This window comes from Agathobacter rectalis ATCC 33656 (assembly GCF_000020605.1).
GTDB classification, from domain to species: domain Bacteria; phylum Bacillota; class Clostridia; order Lachnospirales; family Lachnospiraceae; genus Roseburia; species Roseburia rectalis.
The window spans coordinates 516104-538399 of the sequence record NC_012781.1 but is presented as its reverse complement, the minus strand read 5'-3'; the positions used below and the strand labels follow the sequence as shown (position 1 = coordinate 538399).

The 22296-nt window shown below is 41.3% G+C and carries 20 protein-coding genes; all 20 read right to left on the bottom strand.

Annotation, left to right across the window (positions count from 1 at the left end; translation table 11 throughout):
• Nucleotide 1 precedes the first annotated feature (1 nt).
• Complete coding sequence (locus EUBREC_RS02565; RefSeq protein WP_306718663.1) at nucleotides 2-469, bottom strand: hypothetical protein; 468 nt, start codon at nucleotides 467-469, stop codon at nucleotides 2-4.
• A gap of 85 nt (nucleotides 470-554) precedes the next feature.
• Entirely contained in the window at nucleotides 555-1451 is an 897-nt protein-coding gene (locus tag EUBREC_RS02560) for a hypothetical protein (RefSeq protein ID WP_148207795.1), read from the bottom strand.
• A 51-nt stretch (nucleotides 1452-1502) separates the two neighbouring features.
• Nucleotides 1503-1673, bottom strand: a complete 171-nt coding sequence (locus EUBREC_RS17260; RefSeq protein ID WP_306718661.1) for a hypothetical protein — start codon at nucleotides 1671-1673, stop codon at nucleotides 1503-1505.
• Between the two features lie 123 nt (nucleotides 1674-1796).
• A complete protein-coding gene (locus EUBREC_RS02555; protein ID WP_148207794.1) occupies nucleotides 1797-2696 on the bottom strand; it encodes a hypothetical protein in 900 nt (299 codons plus the stop codon).
• Between the two features lie 46 nt (nucleotides 2697-2742).
• A complete protein-coding gene (locus EUBREC_RS17655) occupies nucleotides 2743-2907 on the bottom strand; it encodes a hypothetical protein (protein WP_012741482.1) in 165 nt (54 codons plus the stop codon).
• A 165-nt stretch (nucleotides 2908-3072) separates the two neighbouring features.
• On the bottom strand, nucleotides 3073-3222 hold the full coding sequence (locus tag EUBREC_RS16535) for a WXG100 family type VII secretion target (RefSeq protein WP_012741481.1): 150 nt from the start codon (nucleotides 3220-3222) through the stop codon (nucleotides 3073-3075).
• A gap of 7 nt (nucleotides 3223-3229) precedes the next feature.
• The gene (locus EUBREC_RS02550) at nucleotides 3230-4129 is read right to left on the bottom strand and encodes a hypothetical protein (protein WP_306718655.1); all 900 of its coding nucleotides are present in this window, start codon (nucleotides 4127-4129) and stop codon (nucleotides 3230-3232) included.
• Between the two features lie 137 nt (nucleotides 4130-4266).
• Complete coding sequence (locus tag EUBREC_RS02545) at nucleotides 4267-4683, bottom strand: hypothetical protein (RefSeq protein WP_012741479.1); 417 nt, start codon at nucleotides 4681-4683, stop codon at nucleotides 4267-4269.
• 143 nt (nucleotides 4684-4826) lie between these two features.
• Nucleotides 4827-5123 carry a WXG100 family type VII secretion target gene (locus EUBREC_RS02540; RefSeq protein ID WP_041254430.1) on the bottom strand — a complete coding sequence of 99 codons (297 nt, stop codon included), beginning with the start codon at nucleotides 5121-5123 and terminating at the stop codon, nucleotides 4827-4829.
• A gap of 58 nt (nucleotides 5124-5181) precedes the next feature.
• Nucleotides 5182-6081 carry a hypothetical protein gene (locus EUBREC_RS02535; protein ID WP_306718652.1) on the bottom strand — a complete coding sequence of 300 codons (900 nt, stop codon included), beginning with the start codon at nucleotides 6079-6081 and terminating at the stop codon, nucleotides 5182-5184.
• A gap of 51 nt (nucleotides 6082-6132) precedes the next feature.
• Nucleotides 6133-7854: a hypothetical protein gene (locus EUBREC_RS02530; protein ID WP_012741476.1), complete on the bottom strand. Its 1722-nt coding sequence runs from the start codon at nucleotides 7852-7854 to the stop codon at nucleotides 6133-6135.
• 18 nt (nucleotides 7855-7872) lie between these two features.
• The gene (locus tag EUBREC_RS02525) at nucleotides 7873-8184 is read right to left on the bottom strand and encodes a hypothetical protein (RefSeq protein ID WP_012741475.1); all 312 of its coding nucleotides are present in this window, start codon (nucleotides 8182-8184) and stop codon (nucleotides 7873-7875) included.
• Nucleotides 8184-8612, bottom strand: a complete 429-nt coding sequence (locus EUBREC_RS02520; protein WP_012741474.1) for a hypothetical protein — start codon at nucleotides 8610-8612, stop codon at nucleotides 8184-8186. Before EUBREC_RS02520 ends, EUBREC_RS02525 begins: the two co-directional genes overlap by 1 nt.
• A gap of 35 nt (nucleotides 8613-8647) precedes the next feature.
• Complete coding sequence (locus EUBREC_RS02515; protein WP_012741473.1) at nucleotides 8648-9661, bottom strand: FHA domain-containing protein; 1014 nt, start codon at nucleotides 9659-9661, stop codon at nucleotides 8648-8650.
• A gap of 17 nt (nucleotides 9662-9678) precedes the next feature.
• Nucleotides 9679-10098, bottom strand: coding sequence for a hypothetical protein (locus tag EUBREC_RS02510; RefSeq protein WP_012741472.1), 420 nt, complete (start codon nucleotides 10096-10098; stop codon nucleotides 9679-9681).
• A complete protein-coding gene (locus EUBREC_RS02505; protein ID WP_012741471.1) occupies nucleotides 10088-11785 on the bottom strand; it encodes a serine/threonine protein kinase in 1698 nt (565 codons plus the stop codon). Before EUBREC_RS02505 ends, EUBREC_RS02510 begins: the two co-directional genes overlap by 11 nt.
• A gap of 9 nt (nucleotides 11786-11794) precedes the next feature.
• Nucleotides 11795-12571, bottom strand: a complete 777-nt coding sequence (locus EUBREC_RS02500; RefSeq protein ID WP_012741470.1) for a PP2C family protein-serine/threonine phosphatase — start codon at nucleotides 12569-12571, stop codon at nucleotides 11795-11797.
• Between the two features lie 132 nt (nucleotides 12572-12703).
• Nucleotides 12704-17887 carry an Ig-like domain repeat protein gene (locus tag EUBREC_RS02495; protein WP_012741468.1) on the bottom strand — a complete coding sequence of 1728 codons (5184 nt, stop codon included), beginning with the start codon at nucleotides 17885-17887 and terminating at the stop codon, nucleotides 12704-12706.
• 201 nt (nucleotides 17888-18088) lie between these two features.
• Nucleotides 18089-19282, bottom strand: a complete 1194-nt coding sequence (locus EUBREC_RS02490; protein WP_012741467.1) for a pyridoxal phosphate-dependent aminotransferase — start codon at nucleotides 19280-19282, stop codon at nucleotides 18089-18091.
• 120 nt (nucleotides 19283-19402) lie between these two features.
• On the bottom strand, nucleotides 19403-22195 hold the full coding sequence (locus EUBREC_RS02485; RefSeq protein WP_012741466.1) for a translation factor GTPase family protein: 2793 nt from the start codon (nucleotides 22193-22195) through the stop codon (nucleotides 19403-19405).
• Nucleotides 22196-22296 lie beyond the last annotated feature (101 nt).

Sequence of the window (22296 nt, the reverse complement as noted above, 5' to 3'; positions counted from 1 at the left end):
CCTATGACGCTTCTCTTTTTCGCCTTGCCTCTTCCTCCGCAGCTTCTCTTCTTAATCTCTCTTCCTCCTCATAATATTGCTGCTGATATATCTTCATTTCATCATCTTCACGTTTTGCTTCGTCACACCAGTAATTATATTCATCTCTTGCAAATTCCAATTTTGATTTTACTTCTGCAATTATTTCTTTAAAATCAGCCCCCAGTTTTTCTACTGCCTCGCGATTTTCACTTTCCTTTGTTACAAAAGTGTCGCTGAGTTTTCCCTGAGCAGAATCCGGATTCATCTCCATTGTATTGTAATCTGTTGCTAATTGATCCATAACATCACTTAAATTGTCTGTTTTCTTTAACTCTTTTTCCAAATTCCTTACTACTTTTTTATATTTATCTCTCTGAGATTCTGCATAGGTTTTCTTTCCAAAAATATCTTCTATTATATATTTTAATCGTTCTAACAGACTTGCCATATTGCTTCTCCTCTTGTTCTGATAAACTTTTACAAATAAAGGTCTGAGCTCTGCAAACTTGTTGGCATATGCAATCATACCGTATTTAATCTGCAGCCTGTGAGCTTTCCGCTTTTTTACTGCCCGGGAAAACTATCATCTGCTCCAGTTCTTCTTTGGGAACCGCCTGGTATTCTTTGAGGTAATCCACTGTATTGACTGTGGTTTTCTCTGTTCCCGGAGTGTCATATACAACTGTCTTGTTCTCTGTGAATTTATTGTCCGGAATAATATCATACTCTATCAGATTCAAATTATCTCTTACGCAGAATGTCATGTATGTTTTTCCATCCAGCTTTATCCTCTCAAATGTTCCAAATGATACTATATCTAGACTGTCCTCTTTCTCTGTCTGGTTCCATTCTTTACTTCCAGCATCCCTGCTATAAAGAGTTCCCTTTGAATACGAATACAGTGTCTCCAGCTGGGCATTATTTCCCGAATCATCTGTAGTGATTTCGCGCTGTACATAGCCTTCTTCTTCCACATATTTTTCATCTCCAAACTCATTATCATATCTTTTCCAGTTTCCACCATATGCGCCTATATTATATGTTGAATAATCCACTTTATTATGTATTATGTCACCAAGTCTGGTCTCCCCTCTGCGATTAGAGCTATTTCTATAACCGATAAGTTCTTTCCCATCATACGATATAATATTTACGTTTAAATCCTCTGTTATTTCCAAAGGAGTCTTTGACGGGCCAAAACGCATCCTATATATCATTATCTTTCCTTCCTCTTTAATCCTTTGATCTATCATCTCTGATATCGTGATTTCACCTTCCGGCTCTGTGGTTACAAGCTCTGCTGCCGTGCAATCTGTTTCTGTTGCCTGAACTGCTGATGTGTCATTTTCCTTTTTATCCTTTTTTTCACATGCTGTCACCATACATAACATACATGCCGCTACCATAAGAACTGATATTGCTTTCTTCATAATAAATTTTCCTTTCCGTCTGCGTTGCATTCATGCCTATTTATTGTTATCTCAATTTTCTATAACGTAATCAATATATTTTGACACTCTTCGACATAAATCCTTATAACTTTCGTCATCCTCTCTCTGATTTTTATTGCCTGCTCCCCTGGCATATTTTTCTAGGTCCTTAATACTTACCTGCTTTTTCGGCTCTGCCTGTGCATTATATGCATCCACCATCTTCGTCACTTTCTCCACATCCGTCGTGAAAGTGCCATTGCGATATCATCGATCAGCTCTTTTCCTTTTACAAATGAAAGTCTGAGCTCTGCAAACTTGTTGGCATATGCAATCATACCGTATTTAATCTGCAGCCTGTGAGCTTTCCGCTTTTTTGCTGCCCGGGAAAACTATCATCTGCTCCAGTTCTTCTTTGGGAACCGCCTGGTATTCTTTGAGGTAATCCACTGTATTGACTGTGGTTTTCTCTGTTCCCGGAGTGTCATATACAACTGTCTTGTTCTCTGTGAATTTATTGTCCGGAATAATATCATACTCTATCAGATTCAAATTATCTCTTACGCAGAATGTCATGTATGTTTTTCCATCCAGCTTTATCCTCTCAAATGTTCCAAATGATACTATATCTAGACTGTCCTCTTTCTCTGTCTGGTTCCATTCTTTACTTCCAGCATCCCTGCTATAAAGAGTTCCCTTTGAATACGAATACAGTGTCTCCAGCTGGGCATTATTTCCCGAATCATCTGTAGTGATTTCGCGCTGTACATAGCCTTCTTCTTCCACATACTTTTCGTCTCCACCAGACACATAACGATGTCGCTTCCAGTTCCCACCATATGTGCCTATATTATATGTTGAATAATCCACTTTATTATGTATTATGTCACCAAGTCTGGTCTCCATAAGGAAATCATCAGGATTCTTATAGCCTTTTAGTTTATCTCCATCATATGAGATAATCTTAACTTTTAAATCCTCTGTTATTTCTACAGGTGTATTTGATTCGGCAATACACATCCTATATATCATTATCTTTCCTTCCTCTTTAATCCTCTGATCTATCATCTCTGATATCGTGATTTCACCTTCCGGCTCTGTGGTCACAAGCTCTGCTGCCGTGCAATCTGTTTCTGTTGCCTGAACTGCTGATGTGTCATTTTCCTTCTTATCCTTTTTTTCACATGCTGTCACCATACATAACATACATGCCGCTACCATAAGAACTGATATTGCTTTCTTCATAATAAATTTTCCTTTCTGTATGCGTTGCATTCATTCCTATTTATTGTTATCTCAATTTTCCAATCACTTCATCAGAGGCTATATACTGCTCTAACGAATTATTCAATACCTCATATGTATTATTAAATAAATCCTCCACGGCAAATGAAATCGTTGTCAGAAAAGTATTTATGCTCTCTATTTCCGGTACGCTGTCTCCGCTTTTTATCATGACTTTTCTGTCCTCCTGTTAATGTATAAAATTATGGTCTTATTTTAAAAGCAGCTCTGCTGCTCTTGAAATAAAGCCACAATATAACTACAATATGACCACAATACAAATACAATACAATTCCACACCACAGCCTGTGGTGTGGAATCCGGCATTGAATGAATTTTACATGCTGAACTGATTTGCTATCTGTGTATCGGTTGACTCTACTGCCTCTGCAGTCTTGTCAAGTGCCGCTGCGATATCATCGATCAGCTCTTTTCCTTTTACAAATGAAGGTCTGAGCTCTGCAAACTTGTTAGCATAAGCAATCATACCGTATTTAATCTGCAGCCTGTGAGCTTTCCGCTTTTTTGCTGCCCGGGAAAACTATCATCTGCTCCAGTTCCTCTTTGGGAACCGCCTGGTATTCTTTGAGGTAATCCACTGTATTGACTGTGGTCCCCTCCGTTCCCGGAGTATCATATACAACTGTCTTGTTCTCTGTGAATTTATTGTCCGGAATTATTATATACTTTATCAGATTCAAATCATCTCTTACACAGAATGTCATATATGTTTTTCCATCCAGCTTTATTCTCTCAAATGTTCCAAATGCTACTACCGGAAGGTTATCGTTTTTCTCTGTCTGGTTCCATACCTCACTTCCCTCCTCTCTTGTATAAAGAGTTCCCTTTGAATACAAATACAGTGTCTCCATCTGGGTATTATTGCCCGAATCATCTGTAGTGATTTCGCGCTGTACATAGCCTTCTTCTTCCACATACTTTTCGTCTCCACCAGACACACGACGATGTCGCTTCCAGCTTCCGCCATATGCACCTATATCATATGTTGAATAATCCACTTTATTATGTATTATGTCACCAAGTCTGGTCTCCCCTCTGCGATTAGAGCTATTTCCATAATCAATAAGTTCTTTCCCGTCATACGATATAATATTTACGTTTAAATCCTCTGTTATTTCCAAAGGAGTCTTTGACGGACCAAAATGCATCCTATACATCATTATCTTTCCTTCCTCTTTAATCCTCTGATCTATCATCTCTGATATCGTGATTTCAGCTTCCGGCTCTGTGGTCACAAGCTCTGCTGCCGTGCAATCTGTTTCTGTTGCCTGAGCTGCTGATGTGTCATTTTCCTTTTTATCCTTTTTTTCACATGCTGTCACCATACATAACATACATGCCGCTACCATAAGAACTGATATTGCTTTCTTCATAATAAATTTTCCTTCCTGTATGCGTTGCATTCATGCCTATTTATTGTTATCTCAGTTTTCCAAAATGTACTTCATATATTCCTTTACTCTGTTGCACAAAGCCCTAAACAATCTCATCTTGATGTAATTTCTCCGGATTATTTTTTCAATTTAACGTCACCTAATATCTCATTTAATCTATAATCATGTCCTGACTGAAAATTAATAACTACATCCTTGAATGGGTCCGAACTGTCCTTTTCGTCATTATCGTTCTGTATTTGTTCCCATAATTTTCCAATCGCTTCATCAGAGGCTATATACTGCTCTAGCGAATTATTCAATACCTCATATGTATTATTAAATAAATCCTCCACGGCAAATGAAATCGTTGTCAGAAAAGTATTTATGCTCTCTATTTCCGGCACGCTGTCTCCTTTGCTGTGTATCTGGGTTCCCTGTATTTCAACTATCTTATTAGTCAGCTCATTTCCTGATTTTAAACTCTCCATTCTCTCCAGCGCATAGCTAAATTCCTTAAGTCTTATTTCTTTACTGTCTCCGCTTTTTATCATGACTTTTCTGTCCTCCTGTTAATGTATAAAATTATGGTCTTATTTTAAAAGCAGCTCTGCTGCTCTTGAAATAAAGCCACAATACAAATACAATACAATTCCACACCACAGCCTGTGGTGTGGAATCCGGCATTGAATGAATTTTACATGCTGAACTGATTTGCTATCTGTGTATCGGTTGACTCTACTGCCTCTGCAGTCTTGTCAAGTGCCGCTGCGATATCATCGATCAGCTCTTTTCCTTTTACAAATGAAGGTCTGAGCTCTGCAAACTTGTTGGCATATGCCTCTGATGCTGAGCCCTCCCACTCTGTGAGCAGGGTTTCAAGTAATCTGTCCATCTTGTCGATTACGCTCTGTACATTATCTGCTTCTGTCCTGTACTCTCCTGCCCTTTCTCTCATTGTGTCAGGTGTCATTCTGATCTGTCCTGCTGCCATTTTCATGTCCTCCTTAAAATAATTTTTATATATAATTGCATAAGCAATCATACCGTATTTAATCTGCAGCCTGTGAGCTTTCCGCTTTTTTACTGCCTGGGAAAATTATCATCTGCTCCAGCTCTTCTTTGGGAACCGCCTGGTATTTTTTGAGGTAATCCACTGTATTGACTGTGGTTCCCTCTGATCCCGGAGTGTCATATACAACTGTCTTGTTCTCTGTGAATTTATTGTCCGGAATTATATAATACTTTATCAGATTCAAATTATCTCTTACGCAGAATGTCATGTATGTTTTTCCATCCAGCTTTATCCTCTCAAATGTTCCAAATGATACTATATCTAGACTGTCCTCTTTCTCTGTCTGATTCCATACCTCACTTCCCTCCTCTCTTGTATAAAGAGTTCCCTTTGAATACGAATACAGTGTCTCCATCTGGGTATTATTTCCCGAATCATCTGTAGTGATTTCGCGCTGTACATAGCCTTCTTCTTCCACATACTTTTCGTCTCCACCAGACACATAACGATGTCGCTTCCAGTTTCCACCATATGCGCCTATATTATATGTTGAATAATCCACTTTATTATGTATTATGTCACCAAGTCTGGTCTCCCCTCTGCGATTAGAGCTATTTCCATAATCGATAAGTTCTTTCCCATCATACGATATAATATTTACGTTTAAATCCTCTGTTATTTCCAAAGGAGTCTTTGACGGACCAAAATGCATCCTATATATCATTATCTTCCCTTCCTCTTTAATCCTCTGATCTATCATCTCTGATATCGTGATTTCACCTTCCGGCTCTGTGGTCACACGCTCTGCTGCCGTGCAATCTGTTTCTGTTGCCTGTGCTGCTGATGTGTCATTTTCCTTCTTATCCTTTTTTTCACATGCTGTCACCATACATAACATACATGCTGCTATCATAAGAACTGATATTGCTTTCTTCATAATAAATTTTCCTTTCTGTATGCGTTGCATTCATGCCTATTTATTGTTATCTCAATTTTCTATAACGTAATCAATATAGTTTGACACTCTGTTGCACAAAGCCTTATAGTCTTCGTCATCCTCTCTCTGATTTTTATCACCTGCTCCCCTGGCATAGTCCTCCAAGTCATCAATACTTACCTGCTGTTTCGGCTCTGCCTGTGCATTATATGCATCCACCATCTTCGTCACTTTCTCCACATCCATCGTGATATTATCACAGATATAGGTGTCACCTACCCTGGTTATCTCCATATCCATGCCGAAATAATTGGCATCTTCTATCATGTCCTGACATGTAAAGTCTGTTTCTGTCAGTCTGTCTTTTGCTTCATCAATTTCTGCATTATTTTGTACATTTTCATTATTTTCATCATATGCTGCATTTAAGTCATTCAAATAATTTATTGCTGCGTTAGCCTTGTTAATCTTATCTCCTACGGTTTCATTTATTATTACCGCTGAAAGGCCTATAGCTTCATCAATAATCTTACCTTTTAAAGTATTACTTGTTACATCAAAAAATACTCTGCATTCAGTCTTTTCCTCTTCCTTTTGATTTTCAAGATTCTGCTTTGTATTCTCAATCATGCCGTGTGGAAGTACATGGCTTACAATCTGATTATCTACCATTCCATACGCATCTATCTGATTGACCTTCTCATTTTCTTTTCCTACTTTTTCATTAATAGTTCCATTTGTTACCTTGACGTTATAATATTTGTCCAATATCTCCCTGTCATTGCTGTCTGTAATATTGCATATGCTTACATCAAACGGCAGCTCTTTCAGGCATACGGATACGGTCACATTTTTCTCTTTATCGGAATGTATTGTAAATCCATCGTTTTTTCCATTATATGCAACTCCTATTGTCGGGTAGCTATCAACCATTGCTTTAAACAGGGATGACACTCTGTACTGCTCTTTCATCTCTTCAAGCGCTTCATCACTAATCTCGTCGTTTCTGTATGCACATTTTTCGCTGTAATAGTCAATTATATCCATACTTGTCTTATATATATCCACCGCCCTCTTAAATGTATTCGTGACACTCACACTGTAATACTTAGGGTCTTCCAGATCTGCATTATCTATCCACTCATCATCCTTGGCGTTTCCATAACCTGCGCGCAGCATGTTCTCTATATTTGCTATGGTTTCTTCCTCATCATCTGTGGACAGCTTTGGAAATACTGATACAAGTGCCTGCAGCTCTGCATCTGGTACAAATTCCTTCCGCATCTCATAGTTTATTTCGTCCCAGTTCATAACTGTCTTTCCATTAGAATCCACTGAATAGAATCGCTCTTTATAATACTCTGTTATCTTCGAGTCCACTTTTGCCTGTATATTACCAGCTTTTGTTTTCAATGTCTGGCAATCCATCGTATATATATTCTCAACGGATCTTACATTAATCAGAGCTGCCAGTTCTTTAATTGCAGTGCTGAATCTTTCCAAGTCCATATATTCGTCCCGAAACCTGGCTGCATATAGATCATCCACTCCATTTACATTATCAAACATCCTTCTTACACTATTGCTTGCCTCTTCATTTTGTCTCTGATATTCTGTTGCCGCGTTTCTTAGCTGTGATTCATAATCATATTGAAATATACCTTTGGTTTCCACTACACCGTAGGTTTTGTTTATTTCCTCCCACTGTTCTTCTCCTCCCATATAGCTTTGTATGTCATCGTATGCTTCCTGCGTAAAATCCTTAAATTTCATTATGCGTCACCCCTCCTTCTAATACGCTTCATATGTTCCTATACCATATATATCTCCATCTGCCTCATCTACATCTCTCACAAATTCATTAAGTTTTTTCGACATTTCCCTGAAGGATTCTCCCAGTATACTCTGATATGTATGAACAGCATCCTCGTACACTTCCAGCTTATCGTGCAATTCACCGCTTATAACTGCATTTGTGTTTATAATATCAAGTATCATCTGATATTCGTTCATCTGTCTATCTGCAATCTTTGCAAGTTCTGAGTATAAACGCACAAGTTCTGTAAATTCCTCCTGCTCAAACCTTAAATTGTACTGTCCCATTACTTACTCTCCATTCTTCTTTTTTTTATTCTCAGCTGCTCTATATTGTCCTCATATGTACACAGCTGCTGATTTATTTCATATATCCTGTCATTTCTGCTCCTGATTGCATTCTCTACATCTCTCAGCATTGAATCTATAGCATTCATCGCATTGGCTACATACGATTTTCCGTCGTTTAATGAATTAATACTCTTAAGTCTGCCCTTCAGATTTGTTATATTACGACTGCTATATCTGTCCATGCCGGCTATATTATCAACTCTGCATTTAAACCGGTTTTGCGCCTGCCATTTATATTCCTTTATTTTCAATGCTTCCTGATCCAAAGCATCTATTTCATTAAGCAGCCTGTTTTTCTCAAGCTGCAGATTTTCTACATTTGCCCGGTACCTTGATATTCTGCGACTTAATTCTTTTAGTTCCATAATAGTATTATTCTCCTCACCTTTTATATTTAAAGCTATTCATTAAATATAAATTCCTCATTAGCTAACATCAGACAGTCTCCCGGTAATATCTCTGTTTCCTGCCCCGCCTTTATTATCCTTCCATTGATAAATGTGCCATTGGTAGAATTTTGGTCCATTACATAATAACGTCCGTTTCGCATGGTTATCACTGCATGCACCCTGCTGATATTCGTATTGTCTGCTACCGCATAATCTGACTTTTCCGGATTCTTTCCCAGCACAAACGATGGTTTGCCAAGCTCTATCTTTTCACCTGTTACCTGCCTTGTAAGACTTGCAAAATGATAGTTCACCGGTTGCATCTGCTGTATCTGCTGTACGGATATGCCATCATCTGACAACACTGTAGTTCCATCCATGCTGCCCTGCATTACCTGCTGCATTATCTGTTGCTGCATTGTCTGTTGCTGCATTATCTGTTGCTGCATTGTCACTGCTTTGTTTTTCAGCACGTTCACAACTGCACGCTCTTCGCGTGAGATATATTTTTCTATTGCATTGCCGTTGAAGCCATGGAAGCTTCTGACATAATACATAAATCTGGATATATAATTCGTATCCTCATTGATAACAGGTGTCATTGTATAAATTATGTTTTCTATAAACCCGACAATATCTGCACTTTCCTGTCCTCCTACTATCGGAAAATATATAAAGTACATCTCTTTTGTCATCTCGTTTATGTATACGTCATCCATATTAAAACGAACACTGTTTACGTTCAGTCCGTTATTGTATACATCCTCAACCATTATTACTATCTGCTCAATCATGAAAAAGAAATCATATTTGCTTATGGCTTTTTTCAATCTATCGGTAAGATTTATATTTGCAGGGCACGTATATATGACACTGTCTTTTTTTGTTTTTGTCACATGCATGATTCCACATGGTTTTATTCTGGCTAGCTGGCTTAGTTCGGTTTCATTTATTCTTTCCTTTCGTCCTGCCTTCATCATGGCAGTAACGGTCGATTTTTTTATGCTTACTTTTAATTTAGACATTCGCTATTTTCCATTCCTTATGAGATACATTCTGTCGTATGTAAAAATTCTATTTTCTTTGTCACTTCAAACCTGATATTGGTTTTCTGCAGCTTTTCGGTTATATCTTCCAATACTGTGGTTTCATCCTGCAATACTTCTGTCGGTGCATCCAGCACAGTAGTTTCATCTATATTTTGTGTATATCCCGGCTTTTTCTTATTCTCCCCTGCCAGGTTATATGACGGTGCTATCGGACCGGACGATGTTATGTCAATATGTCCCGCTGTCTGCTTTTGTACAATTGCTGCAATTCCTTTCCGGGCAGATTTTCCGGTAAGTGCACCTATGACCTTAGGTATTTCAAGCACTATAAGTATGACTATTGAAGCTATAAGCATTATGGCAAATGCCGTGAAGGATACGTAAAATATCATCCTGTACTGATTATAAGTCATCTTTGTTTTCCTCCTTCACGCTCTGTGCCTTCTCAATTGTTTTGTCTATATTATCCTGCAATCCTGTTATCTGCTCGCGCATTATGGATTTATCCAGCTTTTCTGTTTTGTCCTTTATTGTCTGTAATAAATCCATAACTTTATCCTTATCTGTCACTGCTATAAATGATGTGATATTTGTGTCAACTATATCATCTATCTCATTCCATACCTGAATCTTTGCGTCTAAGCTGTCAAAATTCTCTGATTTTGCATATAGCTCATTTATTTGCTTCCATAGCTTTTTGTATTCTTCATATGTTTTTTCTGTCTGTTGTATCTTTGCTCCATCATACTGGCTAATCAATGTCAGACAATCTGATATCTCACAGTATATTCCTGCCTCCGGATGATTCTCCTTCGCTTCCTTGAACCACTGCGCCGCACTGGAGTATCTGTCTTTTTCCACATTGATTTCGTAGTAGAATAAAAAGCTTTCACCAATCTTATAGCATACATCCTCATATCCCTTTGGATTTTTTTCTTTCAGCTTTGCCATGACATCATATGTATGCACCCGGCCATTGTTGTCCTTGCAATCTATACCTACCATCAGCCTGTTCAATATCTGCGCCTCATCCCTGTCCAGCACAAAATCGTCTGTCAGTTTGTCATTCAGCTTAAGATATGCCTCCGTCCTTGTCGGGTCGGTGACTATAGCCGTGTAATATCCATTGTCATAATTGTCATAGGTATCCGCTTCTTTTAATATGCTGTTATAGTTTTCATTTTTTTTGTGTTCTGCCGCACAATAGCTTAATACTGTGCTTGTTCCAAGCAGCATCGTCAAAACTGATGTGGTGATAAATACCGCAAGCTTTCTCTTTAGATTCTTCCTATACATGTCATCAATCTCTGTATAGTGCTCAAGGTCATACATCAGCTCAGCTGCGCTCTGATATCTGTTGTTTGGATCCGGCTGTGTACACTTTGTAATAATACGTTCAAGACCACCTGACAATGTTGGGTCAATTTCTCTGATCGGCCTTATTTCGTAAGGTGGCTCACAGGGATTCATTCCCGTAACAAGATGATACATTGTGGCTCCCAGACAATATATATCTGTTCTCGCGTCTGTCTGCCCCATTCCACCAAACTGTTCCGGTGCAGCATATCCCATCGTGCCAAGACATGTCGTATCCTCTATGTTATTTTCCTTATATTCCCTTGCTGTTCCAAAATCTATAAGCACCACATTTCCATCAGGCTTTAGCATTATGTTTGCCGGCTTCATATCACGATATATGATTGGCGGGTTCTGTGAGTGCAGATACCCAAGAACGTCGCATAGCTGTTTGGCCCACTTTATCACATTTTTCTGCGACTGGGCTCCGTACTCCTGCAATGCTGTCTTGAGAGAATTTCCCTCTATATAATCCATTACGATAAGGAATCTGTCATCCTCATCTATGACATCGACAATATCAGGAAGACTGGGATGGCTCAGTTTTTTGAGCATATTGGTCTCCGCAACAAGACTTTGCTTTACCACCTCAAAATCCTTTACTCCATCCTTTCTGACCTCTTTTATTGCCCACTGTTTGTTTGCCCTTTCATTCATAGCCAGGTACACAACGCTCATTCCGCCGTGTCCAACTTCGTTTAGTATCTTGTATTTTCCGTCAATTAAAGAGCCTATTTCAAGCATCTGTTCCTCCTACTGTGCCTTTATGAGCGCTGCTGTTATATTATCGCGCTCTCCTCTTTGCATGCTTAGTCTGATGAGCTGCTCCAGTCTGTCGTGCATATTCTGCCCATCTACAGTTGCTGCCGTTTTCAGCATCTCATAGATTTCCTGTTCTGATACCTCATGCCTGAAGCCATCTGAACAAAGCAGAAGTGACATTCCATTTTTCATTGCCCCGGTCCTGTACTCCGGCTTTACTTCTGCTGATGCCCCGACACACTGCAGCAGTACATTCCTTCGCGGATCTCTCATAGCCTGCTCCTGTGTCATATTTCCATTCATAATTTCCCGCTGTACATATGTCTGGTCTGTCGTAAGCCTTTCTATATGGTCTGAAAGGCTATATATTCTGGAATCGCCCACGTTTATAATGTAGTAGGCTTTTTGCGTGACAAGCAGCGCTACCACTGTTGTTCCCATGTTTACTGCATGTGCTTTGCCATATGCTTTTATTTTTTCGTTCTGCTGCTGTATTACTTCATCCCACTGTCTTTCCAGAATCAGACTGTCAATATCCGGGTTCGACGATTTGCAAAGCTCAGGCAGCTGCTCGTCACTCCATCTGTCAAATGCTCTGACTACAGTGGCACTGGCCAGCTCACCCTTCGATAAGCCGCCCATGCCGTCACATAATACTGCAAATGCCATGTCTCCTTTGCATGTTGAGAAGCACTTTACCAGCAGACTATCCTGATTAGTTTCTTTTACGATTCCTCTGTCCGTGTCAGCTGCTATTTCAAATCTCATACTCACTCCTCCCAGAATTCAAAATCTTCGTTGCCAAGTCTGCCTTGAAGGGCATGCGCTTTCGCGCATGCCACAGACATTGTTGTTTTTCCCACACCACCACATGGTAATGTAAATACATAGGTAATTATCTTATTGCTCATCATTGTCTTTCTTTTCTTTCATCTTTTTTCTCATATAATAAACGATTATCAATATCGCAATTATAAGTACAAATAATAATATTGCTCCAATTATATATACTGCCTTATCATTGTTTGTTTCTACTGATTTGACATCTGACGAATTTGATTCCATAGGTACATCATCTTCGGCAATCTCTGTATCTGCTTCTGTATCCTTACCATATATTTTTTTCACTTTATTGGTCTTTCCACCTTCGTCAACAGAACAGTCTGCACACTCTACCATAAGCCTTGAATCACCGTCTTTTGCAGAGAGCACCTCCTTAGGTACTTCAAACTCTATCTTTCCGTCATGCTTGTCCAGATAGTCAAGCATATCGTCTCCCGACATTTCCTTGATAACCTTTTTTTCTTTGTCATCCTTGCCCACTACAGTAATCTTTACACGTCCAAGCTTTCCGCCATCATCCTTCGGCATCAATACTGCATTCTTTGAGCCAATATAGTTTTCATTGTTTTTATCTACACCTGTCAATGTATATGTAGGTGCTGTCTTGTCCACAATAAATTCAATATTTACACTCTTCACATCACTATAGGCAACTGAATCTGCTTTGTCCTTTGTCTCCACAACGATATTGTACTGACCCTCTTTTTCAAATACCGCATTTGATATCACATATTCGTACTTATGCCAGCCATCGCTTTCACTTACATTATTCACACTGAAGTCTGTTCCCTGCTTAAGTGCTTTTCCATTTACTTTGACAGTACAGCTGGTAACTTCATCCGGATTTATCTCTCTGACTACCACATCATGGTATACCTTCTGCACATAGTAATCCTTTACAAGCTTCATCGTATTGTCATCCAGCGAGAAGATTGAACCGCCTTTGTTTATGGAGAAATCCATCAATTTTTCTCCCTGCCCTGCAGTCTCTGTCACCTGCTTTCCGCCTGCATCTATAATATTGACTGTTTCATAAGAATTTCCGGCCTTATCCTGTGCATGGCATGTCAGTGAATACACTCCATCCTCATTGAGATTTCTAAACTCTACACGTTGTCCGTTTGAAATTGATATCACATTTCCGGTAATCGTTTTTCTTACGAATCTGCTATTTTCATATACCTCAACTGTAAGCACCGGTGAAAAGTATTCAAGATTAGTATCTGTGCACTCTATTACAAATGACATATTTCCTGAATTATTGTTTACTGAGCCCGGGGTTACACCTTTGATTGTTACAACAGGCTTTGTCGTATCTATGCAGAACTCCTGCTTTGCAAGGTCTTTTGCCTTATTGCCGGCTTTGTCTGTATATGCAAGTGACCATGTATATGTGGCATCCGCATCAAAGCTTAATGTTGCCGTATGTATATCACCATTATCTGACCAGCTTCCAAATGCCGGTGCTGCTACTGATTTTCCTGCATCCTGCGCAGTCATGCTCAGTGCTATTCTGCTTGTATCAAAATTGTGCTCTGTGATTGTCACAGTTGCTGTTCTCTTGTTATTATAATAGTTTCCGTTTGATGCACTGTTGTTATCATATACTACCGAAATAACAGGTGCTGTCGTATCAATTGTAAATTTTGTCGGTGCAAGCGAATTTGCATAATCCACTCCTGCTGCGGCATTTCCCGCAATGTCTTTTACTCCGATTCCAAATGTGTAATCGTCATCATGTCCGTAATATATTGTGGCAACATGTACTGTATCATCACCGTTACCGCTTCCACCTTCTGTGCTCCAGTTTGAAAGAGCAGGTGCCTTACCTGCTGCGGCTTTTATTTCCGCTGCTACCTTTGATGCATCAAAGTTACGCTCTGTTACTTTTACGGTTGCTGTTCGCGGTGCTTTGAAGTATGCTGTGTCTCCAAATGATGTATCTGCACTGTTATTGTCATAGCTTACCTGCACTGTTGGTGCTGTTGTATCTATTTTTATGTATTTTGTTACTGTGTATGCCGTTCCTGCATTGTCTGTTGCGGTAACATCTATACGCACTTCATTACTGTTGTTTGAAGCCGCGCTTATGTCAAATTGCTCTGTTACATGATTTTCCAGATCTTTTAAGCCCGCTGCTGTCTTATCATAGCTATATAATGTTCCATCCTGTGTCGTCTGTCCCATATTTGTTACCGTATAGTTTACGCTCTTTATTCCTGATGCAACTCCTGTGGCATTCTCATCTGATACCTCTATACTTACCGGCACATCTGCACTGTACACTCCTGATGCTGTCTCAGGTGTGATGACTGATATTGCCGGTGCGCATGTATCAACTACCAATCCATTTGTGCTGATATATGAAACATTACCGCTTAAATCTGTAACCCTGACATATACCACGCAGTTTTTGTTCTCGCATTCTATCGGTTCACTGAAGGTGCCATCCTCATTAAGGCTGTCAAGTGTCTTCCAGTCAGCCTCCTGAATACTGTCTACGTCAATTATTGCATCCTCTGCTGAAACGAAATACTCTGCTGACTTGATGCCGCCATGCTCATCTCCAAGCTGTCCGGCAATATTGACCTTCTTGGCAGCAAATCTTGAAATCTCATATTTGTCTTTTGGCAGCAATAAATCCCACACGGTATCCATGCCTGTTGAAAGTCCGTCAAACCTGATATTTCCTGTCGGCGACTGTACGTCAATTACAAACTCTGCTGATTTGTCTCCTTCTATCTCAAATCCATTATCTGAATTACCACACAAATCTTTTGCACTGACACTCAGCTCATACTTGTGTCCTGCATTGAATACGAGCTGCTTACTGTAAACAGCTTCTGCTCCCTCGCCTGTCTTTACCCAGTACGACTTTTCAGACCATGCATCTGACTGTGTCTGTTCATTTCCATCAACCTTTACATTGATTTTTGTTTCATCTGGGTCAAAGAAAAGCTCATTCTCTTTTACCGAAATGGTTGCAATCCTGTTTTCCCTGTAATACTCAGTGCCTTTTACACTGCTGATGCACTGTGGATCCGGCTGCTCAGGTGTACCATATGTCACTGTTATTGCAGGCGCTGCCTTGTGAATATAAAATGGCTGGCTGCCGCTTGCTGTCAAATCCGCTACAGTCACGTTTCCTGCCTCATCAACAGCTTTAACATATACATCTGTCTTTTTATCCAGATAAGCCTCAGCCGATACATTTATGATTCCTGATTCATCAAGCTCATTCCATGCACCTTCATCATCCGATACTGACTGATCATCTGTCACTATCTGGTATTTTGCTGATACAACACCTGAAATGCTGTCAGCTACACTTGTTTTTATACGGACATCGTCATTGAAATATTTTCTGTTTTTGCCCGCTTCAGGCTCTATACTGACATCAGGTGACTGACTGTCCATGCTGAACTTGAAGCTGTCACCTTTAACCTCTGTCTTAAGACCGGCATAATCAGTTGCCTTTACTGAAAGCATCAGATCAATTCCGTTAAACTGCTCTGCTGCCGGAATGGTTATCCTTCCTTCCCCGCTTGCGTCAAGCTCAACAGTCTGTCCTGATACAATTTTCCTTTTCCCATCAAATACAGTGTATTCAACACTCTTAATTCCTGATAAGCTGTCATCAGCCTTAACGATATAGCTTATATCATCCTTATGCCAGCCTTTTTCATCGGCTGCTGTCATGGTATCCTGGGACACTGTAAGCTCCGGTGGCAGGGTATCAACAACCAGCTTCGATGTGGAGAAAAATGCTGTCTCGCCATTACAATTGTCCTGAGCCTTTACATATACGTTATATGAAGTATCCTTCAGATCAGATGTATTAATCTTGTACTTATATCGGGCATCATATGTATCCTCAATAAGCTCTAACGGCTTCCATGCTGAATCATCAAGCGCTTTTACCTGCTCATCATTTAAAATACTGCCACTTTCATCTGATTTATTCACATAGTAGAATGCCTGCTTTATTCCGCTGATATCCTCCAGCTGTCCATATACATTTGATGCCTGCTGACTGACCATATTCTGCTCGTCTATTAAATCAGCATCATATCCAATAGTACCTGAAGGCGCTTTTCTATCCACATAAAACGGCTGCTCTATTGAGCTTGTATCATTACACTCATGCTCCGCCTGATCCTTCGCATACATTCCGATTATCTGATATTTGTGTTCCTCATCCGCTTTTGTACCAAATGTGATGCAGCTGCTATAATCAACCCCTGTCACGATCCACTCACTATACTCTATTCCTGCATCAATCAGCTTCTGGGCATTATCGACATCAAATACATCGAATTCTTCCCGGTCATCAACCTTTACCCAAAGCTGTGTGGAACCATCATCCAAAGAGACATCGTGGATATTCATGTCTACTTTTCTGACATTTCCATAATAATCCACAGCATCCTTTGTGAAAGCAGGTTTATCATCCTCCTTTGGATTCAATGTTATCTTTGGAGGCTGTGTATCATATTTGTAGTCGAGCTGCAGACTTCCAATATCTGTGATAGCTCCGCTTTCCTTGTCCTTACGTGCTATTACAAGAGTCTGTCTGTTATCACCCTGCTGTGGCATAAGCTGATATTTATCAGCTTCAATCCATTCATCACCTTTTCTAACCACATATACCGCCTGATTGTCACTTGCCAGCGATAATGTAGGTGCTTCTACATAAAATTTTGTACCCTGCAGCATTGTCCCTGTCAGGCTGTTATTCATACTGCTGTAATCATATTCTTTGATGGTAACAGTATATTCTGCCTCTGCTGACTTATATTTGTCATCTTCTGCTTTTGTCACCTTTATCCTTACAGTTCCGGTATCCTTTGCTGTCCATATACCGTTTGATGCAAAGTCTGTATCCTTTTCAATCAGATTTTTGCCTTCTACAACAGTGTATTTTAAATTGTCAACGGCTGCATCCGCCCTGTCGGATTTTACCACCGGAACAACTTTGTTCCCCACATAAATATCATCCGCCGGTGTATACTCTACCGTCAGCTGCTGTGGCTGTTTTTCCTCGGTGGCATTATTATCCGAATCCTGTTCATCTGGAATTTTACTGTCAGATATATCATCCGAAGCTGCGTCGTTAGATATATCATACTCTGAAGAGGGTGTATCAGCACTTACCTGTGTTGCCGGAAGCGATGTCGCACCCATTACAGAAGCTAGCATGATTGCTAGTAACCTGTTAAGTTTTTTATTAAACACTCTCATATCTCCTTTTCTATAGTATTTTTTGTAACTATTCCGTTACGATTTTATTTATATTCCCACTCTTCATTCCATTATACAAAACAATGGTCACACAACGGTCACACGGAGACAACTTTGTGAAAACTGCATAATAAAAGCGCCGAAAATTACATATTTTTTAGACAATTTTCGACGCTTTTTCGGATTATTTTTTTATAACTATTATTTATTATATTTCTTGTATATCTTTTCAAACGCAGGCATAGAGTGCTTTATCATTTCCCTGTCCACACAGTATGATATTCTCACCCAGCCCGGACAGCCGAAGCCGTCTGCTGCTACTATGAGCACATCCTCCTCCTTTGCCTTCTCACAGAATGCATTGCTGTCATCCTCGAGTGCCTTTACAAACATATAAAAGGCTCCGTCCGGCTTGAAGCAGTGATAGCCTATCCTTGTGAGTCCCTCATACAGAAGGTCTCTGTTTTCTTTGTAGGCATTGATATCACCGGTTGCCCCCTGGCATTTTACTATCATCTTCTGGAACAGGCTTGGTGCACACACGTAACCGAGTGCTCTTCCCGCACCACAGACTGCTGCATACAGCTCTGCCTTATCGTACACCTCATCAGGCACGAGGACGTATCCTATTCTCTCTCCCGGCAGTGAAAGTGACTTGCTGTATGAGTAGCATACCAGTGTGTTGTCGTAATATTTGGTCACAAACGGTACCTTGATTCCGTCGTAAACTATCTCCCTGTACGGCTCATCTGCGATAATGAATATCGGTCTTCCTATCTCCTTAGACTTTTTCTCAAGGAGGTCTGAGAGCTTTTTGATGGTCTCCTCAGAATAGACTGTGCCGGATGGGTTGTTTGGTGAATTAATTATGACACCTCTGGTGTGCGCATTGATTCTCTCCTCAAGCGCATCGAAATCTATCTGAAAATGCTCTGTGTCTGCAGGCACCTCTACAAGCCTTGCTCCTGCTGCATTCACAAATACCTTGTACTCCGGGAAATATGGCGCTATGGTAATAAACTCATCATATGCGTCACTTGTCAACGCACGAAAGCAGATTGACAGCGATGCCGCTGCTCCCATTGTCATGTAAAGGTTGTCTGCATTAAAATGTGTGCCATGTGTGTTGTTCAAAAATTCAGCTATTGCCGCTCTCGTTTCCACGTCTCCCTGTGCTGAGGTGTAGCCGTGCAGCGCAACAGAATCATAATCTGTCACAAGCTCCTTTATTGTGTCGTTTACTATCTGCGGAGCCGGTATGCTCGGGTTTCCTATTGAGAAATCATATACATTTTCCTTACCTACAATTGCTGCTCTTTTTTTACCATACTCAAAAAGCTCCCTGATTGCTGAGCGCACGCTTCCGAGCTGGTACATGCTTTCGTTTACTACCATTTTCTTGTCTCCTTATCTCTGATGTTCTTGCATGTTTACTATTATAATATCTCTGCTTATGACATACAAATATCTTTATAAACATCTCTTTATACACATATTGTTACCATTCATGACCGTTTATCCTGATATGAATGCCTCCATCCCGGCACGCTTCGTCATATCAATATGCTCCTTAAGCTCGCGGGCTGACATTCGCAGTGCCCCCAGGCTCATGACCGTCTGCTGCTCCAGTCCGTCCGAGGTTGCCACTGTTACCTTGTACCTGTCACGTATGCCAAACACAGTCTTTTCGATAAATGCATCTGCTGTCTCGTCCTGCTTTGTATACACAACCTCTATGTTGTGGAAGGTCTCTCTCTTTCCGGCATTGCCCTTCACCTTGTACGCATCAAACACCAGCAGCAGATGACAGCCCTTATAGCCCTGGTAATCCGATAAAACATCCTTCAGCGCATCTCTCGCCGAATCAATGTTTATGCGTGAAAGCTCCTTTAAATCCTCCCATGCAAATATTATATTATATCCATCAACTATCAGGTACTCTTCCCCCGGGGATTTCTTCGGATAAATCGGATTGCCGTGCTTATCATGCTTTACGGTGCGCGGTTTACCACTTAGACCTCCATACTCATTTTTCTTTTTGCCTGACCATTTGCGCCTCTGATCCTCTGCGATATCGTTTTTGCCCATGCCAAACTCCCTGGCATAAACATCTGCAAGCTGCGCATCAAGCTCCACCGATGACATACCTGAAACAGCTTTCTCAAAGCTCGTCCTGCGGCGGTTTCCGGCAAGCGCCTGCGCATCTTCCGCTGAAAATGCATTCTGCGTGCGGGCACTCGCTGCAAGTGCCTCCTCAGACTCATCTCCGTGGTAGACATACGGCAGGTGCATATGCTCCGGGACCTCATCCCACGGCACCACGTAGCCTGAGCCGTGCGCACAAAATACCGAGCCTGTCGGATTGCGGAAATCCTCCTCGCTGTCATAGTGCATCTGCGCAATCACCTCCGCAGGATTGTGACACTCATCATAACCCCACAGCTCCAGTGTCAGGTGCCCGAGCCCCTTTGTATACGCATGCACCAGACTCACATAATCCTGCATTGTCGCAACCGGTGCCTTTCCTGTAATTGTTGCCATCTCCCTCGCAGCGGTTGTGGCAAACTGCGGGCTCCCGGCTCTTGCAAATCTCTGCTCCAGATCTGTCATTGCACGGCCGACATACTCCATCGGCACCTGTAGGATAAAGCTGTAGTATGGCTCAAGCAGCACGCTCTCTGTGGATTTAAGCCCCTGGCGGATTGCTCTGTATGTAGCCTGGCGGAAATCGCCTCCCTCCGTGTGCTTTACATGTGCTCTTCCTGTAAGAATAGTGACCTTCACATCGGTAAGCGCTGAGCCTGTGAGCACACCCCTGTGCTCCTTTTCCTCAACGTGTGTGGCTATGAGGCGCTGCCAGTTTTTGTCGAGCACATCCTCACTGCAGGTGGATGTAACCGTGATTCCGCTGCCACGCTCCGCCGGCGACAAAAGCAGATGCACCTCTGCATAGTGGCGCAACGGCTCAAAGTGTCCAACTCCCTCGACAGCCCTTGCTATCGTTTCCTTATATACAATGCTGCCCGGTCCAAACGTGACAACAACACCAAACCTGTCCTTTATGAGACGCACAAGCACCTCCATCTGCACCTGTCCCATGAGCTGCACATGGATTTCCTTAAACTCCTCCACCCACACTATGTAAAGCTGTGGGTCTTCCTCCTCAAGCTGCTTTAGCTTTTCCATAAATGCCGCCGGATTTACATCATCCGGCAGAATCATCCTATAGTTTAGTACCGGTTCAAGGATTGGCATATTGGACTGCTGCTCAAACCCGAGCCCCTGCCCCGGAAATGTCGAGCTAAGACCTGTGACAGCAACTATCTCACCCGCCTCTGCCACATCAGCTATCTCATATTTTTCACCGGAATACTTTCTTATCTGATCGATTTTCTCAATCAGAAGGCCTTTCGCCTCGTCACCGCCATGCGCTTTGTACTCTATTTTGTCCCTGACTCTAAGACAGCCTCCGGTAACCTTTAAAAATGTCAGCCTGCTGCCTCTGTCATCCCTGCCTATCTTGTATACGCGGGCAGAAAATTCGTCAGGGTAATTTCTTTCACACATAAACCTCGAAAGTCCCTGAATCAGCGTATCCACTCTGTCAAGCTTAAGTGCCGAACCGTAAAAGCATGGGAACACCTCCCTTTGAGCCACCGCCTGCGCAATATGCGCATCTGTAAGCTCTCCCGATTCCATAAATTCATCTAAAAGAGGCTCGCTGCACATGGCAAGCTCCTCAAATAAATCCTGTGAAGAAAAATCCACGCAGCCATCACTCAGCTCGCTCTTTAGCTCTGCCTGCACTTTCTCCTCATCCGTGCCCTGCATATCCATCTTGTTTACAAAAATAAATGTCGGCACGTTATAGTGCTTTAAAAGTCTCCACAGTGTGCGCGTGTGCCCCTGCACTCCATCAGTTGCGCTGATTACAAGTATTGCATAGTCGAGCACCTGAAGGGTGCGTTCCATCTCTGCCGAAAAATCCACATGCCCCGGTGTATCAAGCATGACTACATGCCATGTACGAGCTGTATCTGCCGTACGTGCTACATCTGCTGTATGTGCTGTATCTGCCGCATTTGTGCCACGCGAAATATCAAGCCTTGCCTGCTTTGAAAAAATGGTTATTCCACGCTCTCGCTCCTGCGCATCGTTATCCAAATATGCGTCCTGATGGTCCACGCGCCCGAGTGAGCGAATCTGCCCGGTGCTGTAAAGCATGGCCTCAGACAGGGTTGTCTTTCCCGCATCTACATGTGCGAGAATGCCTATTGTAATGTGATTGTTTGTCATTTTCTGCTCCATTTATGCCTCAATCCAAGAACAGAGACACCTGTGGATGTCTCTGTGTCAGCCTTTATATCATAATCCGTTGATTTCCTAAATTATAGCATTTTGTGGTTGCT